General features: G+C 62.2%; 9 protein-coding genes. 1 reads left to right on the plus strand and 8 read right to left on the minus strand.

What is annotated here, in order from left to right:
- Nucleotides 1-40 precede the first annotated feature (40 nt).
- The 7 genes from HPY55_02140 to HPY55_02170 all read right to left on the minus strand — a co-directional run bounded on the left by HPY55_02140 (nt 41) and on the right by HPY55_02170 (nt 9,394).
- Nucleotides 41-526, minus strand: coding sequence for a HutP family protein (locus tag HPY55_02140; protein ID NPV69431.1), 486 nt, complete (start codon nt 524-526; stop codon nt 41-43).
- Nucleotides 527-632: 106 nt separating this feature from the next.
- Entirely contained in the window at nt 633-1,562 is a 930-nt protein-coding gene (locus tag HPY55_02145) for a cation transporter (GenBank protein NPV69432.1), read from the minus strand.
- 234 nt (nt 1,563-1,796) lie between these two features.
- Nucleotides 1,797-3,302, minus strand: coding sequence for an Asp-tRNA(Asn)/Glu-tRNA(Gln) amidotransferase subunit GatB (gene gatB, locus HPY55_02150; protein ID NPV69433.1), 1,506 nt, complete (start codon nt 3,300-3,302; stop codon nt 1,797-1,799).
- 6 nt (nt 3,303-3,308) lie between these two features.
- Entirely contained in the window at nt 3,309-4,796 is a 1,488-nt protein-coding gene (gatA, locus tag HPY55_02155; GenBank protein NPV69434.1) for an Asp-tRNA(Asn)/Glu-tRNA(Gln) amidotransferase subunit GatA, read from the minus strand.
- A 35-nt stretch (nt 4,797-4,831) separates the two neighbouring features.
- Nucleotides 4,832-5,122, minus strand: a complete 291-nt coding sequence (gatC, locus tag HPY55_02160; protein NPV69435.1) for an Asp-tRNA(Asn)/Glu-tRNA(Gln) amidotransferase subunit GatC — start codon at nt 5,120-5,122, stop codon at nt 4,832-4,834.
- Nucleotides 5,123-5,171: 49 nt separating this feature from the next.
- A complete protein-coding gene (ligA, locus tag HPY55_02165) occupies nt 5,172-7,373 on the minus strand; it encodes an NAD-dependent DNA ligase LigA (GenBank protein NPV69436.1) in 2,202 nt (733 codons plus the stop codon).
- Between the two features lie 107 nt (nt 7,374-7,480).
- Complete coding sequence (locus HPY55_02170; protein NPV69437.1) at nt 7,481-9,394, minus strand: UvrD-helicase domain-containing protein; 1,914 nt, start codon at nt 9,392-9,394, stop codon at nt 7,481-7,483.
- A gap of 144 nt (nt 9,395-9,538) precedes the next feature.
- Here HPY55_02170 and HPY55_02175 point away from each other — a divergent pair, with 144 nt between their 5' ends.
- The gene (locus HPY55_02175) at nt 9,539-10,813 is read left to right on the plus strand and encodes a copper amine oxidase (protein ID NPV69438.1); all 1,275 of its coding nucleotides are present in this window, start codon (nt 9,539-9,541) and stop codon (nt 10,811-10,813) included.
- Nucleotides 10,814-11,080: 267 nt separating this feature from the next.
- Here the strand turns inward: HPY55_02175 and HPY55_02180 are convergent, their stop codons facing one another.
- Nucleotides 11,081-14,425 carry a PAS domain S-box protein gene (locus HPY55_02180; GenBank protein ID NPV69439.1) on the minus strand — a complete coding sequence of 1,115 codons (3,345 nt, stop codon included), beginning with the start codon at nt 14,423-14,425 and terminating at the stop codon, nt 11,081-11,083.
- Nucleotides 14,426-14,439: the final 14 nt, after the last annotated feature.

The following is a 14,439-nucleotide window of genomic DNA, read 5'->3' on the forward strand; positions in this document are numbered from 1 at the left end:
TCCCCATGTCGCATGGGGCTATGGGTCCTGGCCGCGTTGTTCAGTCAAGGTGCATGGCCCCCAAACCTGCACGCCTGTGGTTTGTGAGAACGTGGAAGGCCGAGTGTCCGAAGATCGCGCATACTATCCACGACCCCTGCCGTACGACGGCGATTTTCATGGACATGCTGGCGCTCATCGGCGCGTCGGTGAGCAACCCGCGTTCAGCTTCGATCAGGGCGTGGAGCAGCGCGTGAGTATCGGACGAGCGTTTTCGTATCACTTCCTGGCTCAGGCACGCGCCTACCACCTGCGGGCCGATCTTCGATCGCAACGCGTCGCTCATCCCGCCGAGTTCAGTCACTGCAAACTTGAGTCCTCGTACCTTCGACAGGATGCGCTTGACCTCGTCCTCTTCCTCGCGAGTCCTGGTCAGGGCGAGCAGCATCGCAGCCCGCTCGGCGTCTATACCTCCCGCCACATCGAACGAGACCTTCAGACCGTTCTCCAAACCGGAACCTGGGCTCTGCGCATTCTCATCTCCCATCGTGTAGGAACACCCCCGTCAAATTCTCCAACTTATGGTGTGATGGCCGGTGAGTCTCCCGCCCGGGTAGTTCTGCTCGGGAGGCCAGTTTACCTCTCCCGACGGGTCAGGGCTCTGCGCCGGGTTCGACGTGTACCACGCAGTCGATGGAGAACTCTTCGCGCAGGCGACGCCTCACGGCGCCGGCTATGCTGTGGGATTCCTTCACGTTAAGATCCGGAGCCACCTGTATGTGTACCGAGCCAACCTTCGTCGCGCCATAATCGTGCAGCACGAACCTGTGCATGTCCTTGACGCCGTCCACGGACCTTACGACCTCGTCGACAGCGCTGGCCAGCTCGGGGTCCGGACGCTCTCCCATAAGCACGCTGGCCGACGACCAGCCGAGCTTGACTCCGGTGTAGGCTATCAGCACTGAAACGGCGACCCCGAGTGCGGCGTCCACTTTGGGGTAGCCCGCCACAGCCGAGGCAATCGATACTGACGACAGCGCACTGGCAACCGCGTCGGATCTGTGGTGCCAGGCGTCCGCCTCGAGCGCCGGCGAGCCGATTGCCCTGCCCAGCGATATCGAGAATCGTGCCATCCACTCTTTCGCGAGCCCGACGGCCAGCAGCACCGCAACCACGCCGGGGTTGCCCTTAACTACCGCCCCGCCGATTATCCGGCCAACAGCCTTGGACGCGAACTCAAACCCGACGATCGCCAGCAGGATGGCGATGACGAGACTGGCCATCGTTTCGACACGCCCGTGACCGTGCGGGTGTTGCTCGTCCGGAGGCCGCGACGCCGCCGCGAAGCCTGCGAGAACGATGACGGAGGTGACGACGTCCGCCGCCGTGTGGACAGACTGGGCGAGCAGCGATATGCTGTTCAACATGAGCCCGAGTGCGGCGTTCAGCCCCGCGAGCAGCACGTTCCCGAGGATGCCCACCCATGCCTCCAGGTAACCGTATGCGCGTCTGACCCCGGGGTCTTGCGTGTCGCCATAGTCCCCGACGAATTTTCTCAGCAACGCCTTACTGACGAAGTCCATGAGTCATCCCTTTCTATGACCCTGTCCCGCCACGCAAAAAGCCCGCGGGACCCCTTGGTCCCACGGGCTTCCAACCCGCTGCGTTACGCCCAGCCCCACCGCCCGGAGGCGATCGCCTGCTCCAAAATGACTGATTCCGATTATAAGCTATAGCCTTGCCCCGCGTCCAGCCCGATTGCAGTCGCGTGATTGCAGCCGCGGACGCAACCACGACCGGCGGGCGGCCGGGCCGTCTTAGCCCAGGTGCTGCTTGAGCAGCCGGTTTACCGCCTCGGGGCTGGCCCTTCCACGCGTGGCCTTCATGACCTGGCCCACGAGGAATCCGAGGGCGGCGGACTTTCCCGACTTGAAGTCCTGCGCGACCTTGGGATTGTCCTCAATCGCCTTGAGCACCAGCCGCTCGAGCTCGCCCTCATCCGAGATCTGCACGAGGCCTTTTCGCTTCACAAGGTCACCGGGCGTCTCCCCGGTCTCACACATCTCGTCGAATATGGACTTGGCGATCTTGCCGCTTATCGTCCCGTCGTCGATGAGCTTCAGGAGACCAGAGATGTGGGCCGGCGTGACCTTCGCCTGCTCTATCTCGATGTCGTTTACGTTGAGGAAACGCGTGACCTCACCCATCACCCAGTTCGAGACGGTTTTCGGTTTTCCCGCATCGGTCCCGTACGCCCTGACGCAGTCCTCGAAGAAATCGGCCATCCTGGGCGAGACCGTCAGGACGCTCGCGTCGTACTCGGGCAGCCCGTAGCTCTCCACGAACCTTCGCTTGCGCGCCTCGGGCAGTTCCGGCAGTGTCCCGCGGATCTGCTCGACCCACGCGTCGTCGACGCTAAGGGGCACGAGGTCCGGCTCGGGGAAGTACCTGTAATCGTGCGCCTCTTCCTTACCACGGAGGGAAACCGTAATCCCCCTGGGCTCGTCCCAGTGGCGCGTTTCCTGTACGACCTCGCCGCCGCTAGAGACGACTTCCACCTGCCGCTTTATCTCGTACTCGAGGCCCCTCACCACCGAGCGGAAGGAGCCGACGTTCTTCAGTTCAGTGCGCGTGCCGAAAGTCGCCGAGCCTGCGGGCCGCACCGACACGTTGGCGTCGACGCGGAGCGAGCCCTCCTCCATCTTACAGTCGGACACCCCGGTGTACTGCAGGATGCTCTTGAGCGCCTGCAGGTAGCTCCTGGCTTCCTCTGGAGAGGATACGTCCGGCTCCGAGACTATCTCTATGAGCGGCACGCCGCACCTGTTGAAGTCGACCAGGGAGAACGACGCCTGATCGATCGCGCCCTCGTGGAGGAGTTTGCCCGCATCCTCCTCGAGGTGCAGCCGCTTGATGCCGATCCTCTTCTTCGAGCCGTTGACGTCTATCTCGATGAACCCTCCGGTCGCCAGCGGGTAGTCGTACTGCGAGACCTGGTACGCTTTCGGTAGGTCGGGGTAGAAATAGTTCTTCCGGTGAAACTGGCTGAACGGCTGTATACGGCAGTTCAGGGCCAGGGCGGCTTTCATGGCGTATTCCACGACCGCCCTGTTGAGCACCGGAAGCGACCCGGGCAGCCCCATGCACACCGGGCAAACCTGCGAGTTCGGTTCGGCCCCGAACGCAGCCGCACACGAGCAGAATATTTTCGATTTCGTGTTCAACTCGACGTGGACTTCGAGGCCGATGACGGGCTCGAACAGCGCGCCGCCGGGCCCCGGCACCGTGTACGTGGCCCCCGTGGCCACCGTGTTTTCAACCATGGCTAATCACCCCTCCGCCACCATTGCCGGAACAAGGCGGCTCGTGCCTGCCGCCTGCTCGAACGCGTGAGCGACCATCAGGATCGTGGCCTCGTCGAACGGCCGGCCCATTATCTGGAGCCCAACGGGGAGCCCCCTGTCGCCGCCATCGAGCCCGCAGGGGATCGATATGGCGGGTACCCCGGCCATGTTGACAGGAATGGAGAAAACGTCTGAAAGATACATGAGCATGGGGTCTGCGGTCTTGGACCCGATCGGAAACGCCACCGTCGGCGACGTCGGGCAGGCCAGCACGTCGTATTTCTCCCACGCTTTATCGAAGTCGCTCTTCACGAGGGTTCTCACCTTGAGCGCCTTGAGGTAGTATGCGTCGTAGTAACCGCTGCTCAGAGCGTAGGTGCCGAGCATGATCCTTCGCTTTACCTCCGGCCCGAAGCCCCGCCTGCGGGTCTTCTGGTACATACCCAGCAAGTCGGCCGCTTCCTCACGGATCCCGTACTTCACACCGTCGTACCGGGCGAGGTTGGAGGATGCCTCCGCGGGCGCGATAAGGTAATACGCCGACAACGCGTACTCCGTGTGGGGCATGGAGCACTCCTCGACCACGGCGCCAAGGCTTTCGAACACTCCCAGAGCACGGTCGATGGCCGCCTTGACGCCGGGCTCGATGCCCTGACCCATGTATTCCTTCGGCACTCCGATGCGCAATCCGCGGATCTCCATGCCGAGCTTCTCCCCGTAGTTTCCCCGGGGCCGCGGCGCCGAGGTGGAGTCCATGGGGTCGTGCCCGCCGATGATGTTCATCACCTCGGCGCAGTCGGCAACGTCCCTTGTCAGCGGCCCAATCTGGTCGAGGGACGACGCGAACGCCACGAGCCCGTACCGGGATACCGCGCCGTACGTGGGTTTCAGTCCCACGATCCCGCACAGCGCAGCGGGCTGCCTGACGGAACCGCCGGTGTCGGAACCCAGCGCGTACGGGACCATGCCCGCCGCAACCGCCGCGGCGGAGCCGCCGCTCGAACCGCCGGGGACGAGGTTAAGGTTCCAGGGGTTGCGCGCCGGGAAGAAGCCCGAGTTCTCGCACGACGACCCCATGGCGAACTCGTCCATGTTGGTCTTGCCGAGCAGCACCTGGCCGGCCTCGCGCAGCCTGATCGTCACCGTGGCATCGTACGGCGGGACGAACGGTTCGAGTATCCTCGAAGCGCAGGTCGTATGTATGCCCCTCGTGCAAATGTTGTCTTTCAGGGCGAACGGCACGCCAAACAGGTCCGGCAGGCCGCCGGCGCCGGGTGCGGCGCCCCTCCGCCCCTGTTCGGCCAGGCGCTGGTCCATCTTGCGGGCGCTTTCCAGGGCATGCTCGCCGGTAACGCGCAGGAAGGCTTTGACCGACCCGTTGAGCCGGTCTATCCTGTCGAGAAAGTGCTCCACAGCCTCGCCGGCCGAGACCGCGCCGGATCCTATCAGGAAGCCCAGCTGCTTTGCCGTCATGTGGTGCAGGTTTGCCACAATCACACCCTCCTGTATCAAGGCTCCCTGATCTTCGGCACGCGGAAGAACCCGCCGGCCGAATCTGGGGCGTTCGAAAGCGTCTCGTCCCTCGAGAAGCCCGCCCTGACCTCGTCCGGTCTCATGACGTTCTCCAGGTCCAGGGCGTGCGACATGGGCGGAACGTCAGACGTGTCCAGGGCGCGGAGCTTGTTGATGTGCTCGAGTATGCGGGACAGCTGCCGAGTGTACGCCTCGACCTCTTCCTCGCTCAGCTCGAGCCTCGCCAGCCTGGCCACGTGAAGTACTTCTTCTCTCGAAATCGCCAACCAGATCACCCCGTCTCGCGTCGCCGGACTTCGCGGCGCTCGTAATGTGTCAGCGGTCGCCGTGGTCACCGTCCGGCGCGCTTTCACCGGCAGTATTGCCCCGGCCGGCCATCGCAAGAAACTCCATCTCGGAGAGTATAGTCGTGCCCAGCTCCCTCGCCTTGTCCAGCTTGGAACCGGGGTTCTCGCCGGCGACCAGGTAGTCGGTGGATTTGCCGACGCCCGACTGGACTTCGCCGCCCAACTCGCGGATAAGCCTCTCGACATCAGACCGCTTCATGGTCTCGAGCGTCCCCGTGACCACGAACCGCTTTCCCGCGAGTGGAGTCGAACGCGCGATCTTCGGTTCGTCCCGCATCCGGACGCCGGCCGCCTCCAGTTTCCGCAGGACAGTTCGAGTCTGGTCCTGGCGGAAGAACTGGACGACGCTTTCCGCAATCTTGTCACCGATGTCGGGAACCGTCGTCAGTTCCTCTTTGGTGGCGGCCGACAGTGCCTCCATGCTACCGAAACGGTCCGCAAGGAGCTGGGCGACCTTCTGCCCGACGTGGCGGATGCCGAGTGCAAAGATGAGTCGTTCAAGCGGGTTGTCCCTGGTTTTCCGTATGGCCGCGATGAGGTTGGACGCCGACTTCTCACCCTTGCGCTCGAGATTCAGCACATCCTCGCGATTCAGGTAGTACAGGTCGGCCACGTCCTTCACGAGGCCCGCGTCCAGGAGCTGCTGTATCAGCGCGGGGCCGAGGCCTTCGATGTTCATCGCGTCCCTCGACGCGAAGTGGATGATGCCTTCCCGGAGCTGCGCGGGGCAGGAAATGCCGGTGCACCGCGCGGCGGCTTCACCCTCCAGCCGGATCACGCCGGCGCCGCATTCGGGGCATTTCTCCGGCATCCTGAATTCGGTCTCCTGCCCGGTACGCTTCTCTTTGAGCACCGACACGACCTCGGGTATGACCTCTCCGGCCTTCTGAATGATGACGTGGTCCCCGATTCGCACGTCCTTGGCCCGGATTATGTCCTCATTATGGAGTGTGGCGCGACCCACCGTCGAGCCCGCCAGCCTGACCGGATCGAGTATCGCCGTGGGGGTGAGAACCCCCGTACGGCCGACCTGTATAATTATGTCGAGAACTCGCGTCACCGCCTGCTGTGCGGGGAACTTATACGCCAGCGCCCATCTCGGGCTATGCGCCGTCGACCCGAGCACGGGCCGCTGTGCAAGCTCGTTGACCTTGATGACCATCCCGTCGATTTCGTAGCGCAGATCGTCGCGTTTGACCGCCCACTCGTTACAGTAGTCGATGACCCCCTCTATAGTGCTGAACGAGCGATACGGCGGAATCTTGAAGCCGAGGTGCTCCAGGGTTTTCATTCCCTCGACATGGGTTCTGGCGCCCCCACCGCTGCTTCCCGACCGGTTTTCGGCAAGGCCGCCGGCGTCTTCTTCGAGCTCGCCCCCCACGGCGCCGCCGGTCTCCCAGTGACGGATCTCATAGACGAACCCCGCCAGCCTGCGGGATGCTGTCACCCTGGAGTCGAGCTGCCTGAGCGATCCCGCCGCCGCGTTGCGCGGGTTGGCGAACAACGGCTCGCCTCTGGCCTCGCGCTCCTTGTTGAGCGCCTCGAATGCGGGGCGGGGCATGTACACCTCACCCCTGCACTCGAGCCTCGCAGGTATCTGCGGTAGGCCCGCCGCACCCGCAGTACCGGCCGCTTCCCCGGCGCCAGCGGGGCCGGCGCCGGCCCGCCGAAGTGGCCTGAGTCTCAGCGGGATGCTCCGGATGGTCTTGAGGTTCTCCGTGACGTCCTCGCCGGTTTCTCCGTCGCCCCTCGTGGCGCCTTGCACGAACACGCCGTTCTCGTACACCAACGAAACCGACAACCCGTCTATCTTGGGCTCGACGACGTATTCGACGGTCGCGTCGGCCACCGTCTCGGCCAGCAGGCTCCTCACCCTACGGTCGAACGCCCTGATCTCGTCAGCGCTGTACGCGTTGCTGAGGCTGAGCATGGGAAAGCGGTGCCGTACCTGGTTGAACGCGGGAAGCGGCTCTCCGCCGACGCGCTGGGTCGGCGAATCCGGCGTCCTGAGCTCGGGGAACAACTCCTCGATTTCGAGAAGCTCCCTGTAGAGCCGGTCGTATTCGCAGTCGGGGATCTCGGGACGGTCGAGCACGTAGTAAAGGTAGTCATGATGCCTGATCTGATCGCGGAGCTCGTCAGCCCTTTCGGCAGCCTCTTCCCTGCTCATCGCCTTGACGTCCCTGGCGGCCACCATCTTAGAGTCACCCCTTGCGCGTTACCCGGCGGTGCCCCCGTGGCGCGACACCCCGGGGGCGCCCGCTGCGGGCGAGCCGCTTAGTCGCCGGCCCTCACGTACAGCGCGGCGGGTATCTCCTTCAGAAACCTCGACTCGATGGACGGCATATATTCGCCGTACATCATCCTGTCGCGCGCGCCCGTCAGGTACAGGAGCTCCTTGGCCCTGGTCATCCCGACGTAACAAAGGCGCCTCTCTTCTTCGAGTTCGTCCTGGTCGCCGATGGATCTCGAGTGGGGGAATAGCCCCTCTTCCATCCCCGACAGAAACACCACGGGGAACTCCAGCCCCTTCGCCGTGTGCAGGGTCATCAGGGCCACCGAGTCCTTGCCCTCTTCGTATGTGTCCACGTCACTCATCAGCGAGACCGACTCAAGGAACAGATCGAGCGTGTTCTCGGGGTTGGCAATCTCGAATTCCCTCGCGACGTTGAGCAGTTCCTTCAGGTTCTCGACCCTCGTCATCGCCTCGATTGTGCCCTCGACTTCCAGAGCCGCGAGGTATCCCGTACGCTCGAGCACGTCCTCGACAAGCCGGAATAGCCCGGTGTGTTCTGCAAACGCCGTCATGAGAGCGTGGAAACCGGTCGCCGCTTTGGCGCCCGCCCCACGAACTCCCTCAATCTGGTCCGCCCTGCCCATGGCATCGAGAGGCGAGATCCCCTCGCGCCTGGCGTATGCCATGATCTTATCCATGGTGCTCTCGCCCAATCCGCGCTTGGGCACGCCGGCCGCGCGGCTCAGGCTGATGGAATCGTGCGGGTTGCGCAGCAGCTTCAGGTACGCCATTACGTCCTTTATCTCTCTGCGCTCGTAGAACCTGAGACCGCCCACCAGGTTGTACGGAACGTTCGAAGTCATGAATACCTCTTCAAACGCACGCGATTGCGCGTGCGTGCGGTACAGCACCGCGAACGAGGAGTACGGCAGGCCAAACAGCTTGCGCAACCTGGCGATTTCCTCCGTCACGAACGTGGCCTCGCCGTGCTGGTCGGGGGCGCGGTAGTAGATCATCCGCTGGCCCTGCCCGTTCTCCGTCCAGAGCCGCTTTTCCTTGCGCGACATGTTGTTGCGGATGATGTTCCAGGCGGCGTCCAATATGTTCTGCGTGGAGCGGTAGTTCTGCTCGAGTTTGACCACCTTCGCGTCGGGGTAGTCCCTCTCGAACTCCAGGATGTTGCGGATGTCAGCGCCGCGGAACTTGTATATCCCCTGATCGTCGTCGCCGACTACGAACACGTTCCGCTGGTCTCCCGCGAGCACCCTGACGAGCTCGTACTGCGCTCTGTTGGTGTCCTGGTACTCGTCCACGAGGATGTGCTGGAACTTGATCCTGTAGAACTCGAGCACGTCGGGCCTTTCGCGGAACAGCCTGAGCGTCTCCAGCAGCAGGTCGTCGAAATCCAGCGCGTTGTTGTCGCGGAGCTTCTTCTGGTACCGGCGGTATACCTCGGCCACCCGCTCCTCGAAGAAGCCGCGCGCACCCGCGGCCATGGCCTGCGGGCCCTCCACGTTGTTCTTGGCGCGGCTTATCGTCGCGAGCACCGCCGTCGGCGAATACTTCTTGTCGTTAAGGTTCAGTTCTTTGAGGCACGCCTTGACCGCGGTCAGCTGGTCGTCGGTGTCCAGTATGGTGAAATTGCGTTGCCCGCCTATCTTGTCATAGTCCCTCCGCAGTATCCTCACGCACGCGGAGTGGAAAGTGGAGACCCAGATGTCGCGCCCCAGGTCACCGAGAAGGCCCCTTACCCTCGCCTTCATTTCGCCGGCGGCCTTGTTGGTGAAGGTAATGGCGAGTATGCGGCCCGGGTCCACGCCCTTCGAGACGAGATACGCGAAGCGGTGTGTGAGCACCCGGGTCTTTCCGCTGCCTGCGCCTGCGAGTACCAGCACAGGGCCGCCGAGATAGGCGGCGGCCTCCTTCTGCTGAGGGTTCAATCCATCGAGGATCATGCGGGCATCCTTTCGCCGTGGTCTACAGGGTGATTATACCACAGGGGCCGCCCGCACCCGCAGTCTTTGAAAATCCGTTGTCAACCGGAAGTAATTGCAGGAATTTGCATCTTGGCTGTAATACAAATCTTGCGTGATGCCTGGATGAGACGCTTATGGTCGTTGCTCGTTCTGGTCCTGATGTTGGCCTGCACCTTCACTTCATTGGCTCTGGCGGAGCCACAAAGGCCAATATCCGTTCTGGTTGACGGGTTGCCGGTTACATTCGACGTTCAGCCGTTCATTCAGAACGGTCGCACCCTGGTGCCGTTCCGCGCCATAGCGGAAGCGTTGAACGTCAAAGTCACCTGGGACGGCAAGACTCGGATTGTGAGTGCGACGGACGGCAAAACCGCTGTCCGCCTCCAAATCGGCAATAAGACTGCCTACCGCAATGACGCTCCCGTTCCCCTGGACGTGCCACCGGTGATTCTCGGAGAAAGGATGCTGATCCCGGTGCGGTTCTTCGCCGAAGCGTTCGCCTGTAACGTGGATTGGGATGCTCCCGCCGGCGTAGTGAGGATCGTCTCTCCCCCAAAAGAGATAACGGTGGTGGGCTTCTACGCCCTGGGTGACAGCGACACCAGCAGCTGGGCAAACCTGTTCGGCCGGCCATACCCGGAGACGGACACCGGAAACACTGACGTCATCAGCGAAATCGCGTTGGGATGGTATAGCCTCGATAAAGACGGCGTTCTCCTCACGCGAAGCAGGACCGGCTGGCAGCGTCCGGACGGGTGGGAGGACGTGCTTCGGGCCGCCGGGAAGTTCAACCTGGAGACGGAGATGGTAGTCCACGTCACGGACGGGGACGGGACCGTTTCTTCCCTGCTTGCCAGCGAGGCCGCCATGACCGGGGCGGTCCGGGCCATAACGCAAGAGGCGAAGAGATACGACGGGATCAACCTTGATTTCGAGGGCCTGGGTTATCAGGACACCGGTGAACCACTGGGACTGGTGCAGCGCGAGTTCACGGCTTTCGTTCGCCTCCTGTCCGAGCAGGCAAGAGCCTCCGGTCTTGGCCTTACTCTCACGCTGCACGCTCCGAACAGCGCCTATAAAGGCTATGACTACAAAGCGTTGGGAGATCGCGCCGACAGGATTGTCGTCATGGCCTACGACTACGGCTCGAAGCCGGAACCGGTCAGTCTCGTCGCGCAGGCAATGGAAATGGCGAAGGCGCTCGTCCCGCCAGAGAAGCTGGTGCTGGGGATTTCCGCGCCCGCTGAGACGGCTGAGAGCATACCGGCCAAGGTCGGCATTGTCAAGCGTTACGGCCTCGGCGGCATCGCCTTGTGGAGGCTGGGTGTGATCACCGACGGTATGTGGAAAGCGCTGAGAGACACCGTGCGAGCAAGAAGGGTGGCCTCGCCGGAGTGACGGTACGAATCCCCCCACCACGTTCCTGACGACTTCGAGTTCCTTCACACCATTCAGGTTTCCCCGCGGAGCACATCCCTGGTCACTGTCGCAGACATATCGGAAGTGGACATTCTGATTGTGGACGACGGCATTGCAGCGGAACAGAAGCGGGCGTTCGAGGAGTCGGGGATCCAGGTGCTTGTAGCCGGAGAATAACAGTTCCCCGTGACTACCCAGGGAGCCGCCTGCGTCATTGTGGGCCGGAGCCCCCAAGCCCCGTCAGAGTTACCCGTTCTGGGAAAAGATCTTGAGGAACGCCTGCACCACGTCCGGGTCGAACTGGGAGCCCGCGCCCGCGCTGATCTCCTTGAGGGCCGCCTCGTGGCTGACCGGCTCCTTATACCTTCTCCCGTGTGTCATCGTGTCGTAAGCGTCGGCAACAGCGATGATCCGGGATATTAGCGGAATCTCCTCCCCCCGGAACCCCTGGGGGTAGCCGGTGCCATCCCACCGTTCATGGTGGCTCAGGATTGCCTCGGCAATCGGGGCCATTTCCGGCGAGGACGTGGCGATACGGTAGCCGATCTCCGGATGCTTCTTCACTATCTCCCATTCCTCCTTCGACAGGGTCGCAGGCTTGAGAAGGATGTTATCAGGTATCGCTATCTTACCTATGTCGTGAAGGGCAGCCAGCAGTGCCAGCTCGTCCAGTTTGCTGTCTGACAGACCGACGGCCCGACCAATGTCCAGGGCCGTCTTCAGGAGGCGCTTGGCGTGCTCCTCGGTTTCGTGACTCTTTTCCCTCAGGGTCTTTTGCAGGGAGAGGATTATGAAGCTGCGCGTACTCTTGTTCTCCAGCAGTTTGTTCCGGTACATGCGGTCTTCGGCTTCTTTAAACAGCTTCCAGATATCGTCGCCGGGTTGTTCCTTCGTCACCGCCCCCAAGGCTATGCTGAGCTGGACCGGATCGCTGTGGGATTCGAGGCACGCCTGCCTGATACGTTCGCATACCTCCATTGCGCCCTTCTGGGTGGTCTTGGGCAGGACGATTACGAATTCATCGCCGCCCCACCGTGCCACGACATCATCTTTCCGGCATGAACTCCTGAGTATCCGAGCCATCTCGACCAGGTACCTGTCGCCTTCATGGTGGCCGAGCGCGTCGTTTATCAGCTTGAGACCGTTCACGTCACCCATGATGATGCTGATGGGTAACCGCCTTTCCCGGCTGGGCCGCGCAAGTTCATCCTCGAGATACGCCCTGTTGTAAAGGCCCGTGAGCCTATCGTGATAGCTCAGGTACTTGACCTGCTCCTCGGCCCGTTTCCGCTCGGTAATATCCCGGAAGATGCCGAACGTGCCGATCAGCTTCTTGTGGCTGTCGAACCTGGGAGCGCCCGTGAGGATCAGGACTCTCTTCTCGCCACCCGGACGGGTTATCTCGATTTCATATGTGGTCTTGAGCCCGAGCTGTCGCAGCTCCACGTTCTTCAAGAGTGTCTGAAGGCTCTCGCTGTCGATGAATTCCCTGAGGCTCCGCCCGACCAGCCTGCCGTGGTCGAGGCCGAAAATCTCGTGCGCGGCCGGGTTCGCGAAGGTAAACCGCTCCTCCAGGTCGAAAATGCCGATACCTTCGTCCTGGTTCTCGACCAGCATCCTGTACCTCTCTTCGCTCTCCCTGAGCGCGTTCTCCCCGTGTTTTCGCTGGATGTGCGCGGCGAGTATTTCGGATACCGTCCTGAGGAGCTGGGCATCCTCATCAGACCATTCCCTCGGCCCGCGCATATGGTCGAACCCGAGGAGCCCCAACAGCTCCCCCGCGCAAAAGATGGGGACCTCGAGTACCGAACGTACGCCCTGCGCTTCCAGTACCTTCCGTTGCCCGGCTGCCTCGTCCGGCAGATTCGCTGTGTCGGATACGATGATGGTCTCGTTATTCAGCAGCCTGCCTATCCACCATGGAATACGGGGGGACTCTGTCCACTGGATGCTGTCGACCTGTGGTTCCACCCCCGGCGCAAGCCATTCAAACGTCTTGTCCAGCCTCTCCCTGGATTCCCTGAACTGGAAAACGTAGGCCCTGTCCGCGTCGACGACTCTTCCCAGGACAGCCAGTACAGCGTTCAGGTCCCCCGTGTCCGCCGACACCAGTATGGCGGCTACCTGCGCGACAGCCTCTTCGAGGGCGAGCCGGTGTTTCAGTTCCTTCTCGGTGCGTTTGCGTTCGGTAATATCCCTGCTGGCGATTATTGTGCCGCTCAAGCCCCCATCGTCTAGGAGCGGACTGCTCACCGACTCAAGCCACACGTAGTGGCCCCCGGCATGCCTGCACCGGAACTCCACCCGCTGCGGCAGGCCGGCTCCGGCGATTTCCTGCATTGCAGCCGACAGGCAGCCCCTGTCGTCGGGATGAGCCAGATCCAAGACGGCCGTTCCGGTGATTTCTTCCGGGCTATGGCCGAGAACCGTCAGGTGCGAGGCGCTGGCGTACTGGACGATGCCGTTCTCGTCTACCTGACAGAGGAGGTCCAGCATATTGTCGTTGATGCGCCTGAGCCGGGCCTCACTCTCTCTCAGCCCGCGCTGGGAGATCTCGACGGCCTCGAGCATCCGGTTGATCTCCCGGCCGAGGTTCGACAGATCGTCCTCTCCTCTTACAGCCAACCGGGCTGAAAGATCACCTGTGGTGCGAACGCGGTTGACCCCCGAAACGAGGCGGGCCAGAGGCGACAGTACCATCTTCTCCATGGCCAGGACGATCAGGGCCCCGAGAAACAGACTGACCAGGATTGCGAATGCCTCCAGGCGCCACAGGTTCTCACGCGCCTGGTTGTATATCGCCCTGGGAAGATCCACGCGTACGACGAAGCAAGGAGCCCCGTATATATCCTCGACAATTGCATACCCCCTGGCGTCTTCAGTCCCCGCGTACTGTACGTGGATCCCCTTCGTACCCGATGTCGAGCCGCCGGCGGCGCGCAGATCGCCGGGTAAGCCTGGGTCATCCAGACTCAAGATAGAGACTGGCAGGCGGACCGATCCCGCAAGCCGTTCGACCGCAGGCGTGTCCAGGAAAAAGCCCATGATTAGTGCGCCGCGGATGGGCCCTTCGGACTGGCTGTTCAATATCGGGCGAGAAGCGACAACCATCGGACCTTCGGGAAGAAGCAAGAATCCCCCGAGACGGCTGTCGGTTGAGCGGTGCCGCAGCAGGGGTCCTTCCGTGGAAAGGTGTTCTGCCATTCTCAGAACGGGCAGTTCCGTTCCGGTTCGCAGGTCGAAGCTCTTGCCGAATACCACCTTACCGGCCGGGTTCACAAACAACATCAGGTTAATCTTGAGATTAGTGAAGGTGGATCTGGTCAGGTTAGACTGGATATAGTCGTCATTCAAGTCCTCGACGAACGAGTATGTGTCGTCCCAGATCGCCCAGTCGGCGCAGGTTGTATCCAGGTGAGCCACACTTTCGCGCAGGGCGTTCAAGGCGACGTCCACATTCCGCCGCGTTTCAAGCGTCTCCAGCGCGCTGATGTTCGCCCGCAGTGTGCTCTGAGTATACATGTGGAGAATCGCGAGCAACAACACCGTCGTCATCCCAATAATGATGAGAGTCCTCTTGCGTAGCCTCATTGGCATCCTTGGGC

The organism is Bacillota bacterium (genome assembly GCA_013178305.1).
In the GTDB taxonomy this organism is placed as follows: domain Bacteria; phylum Bacillota; class Sulfobacillia; order JABLXB01; family JABLXB01; genus JABLXB01.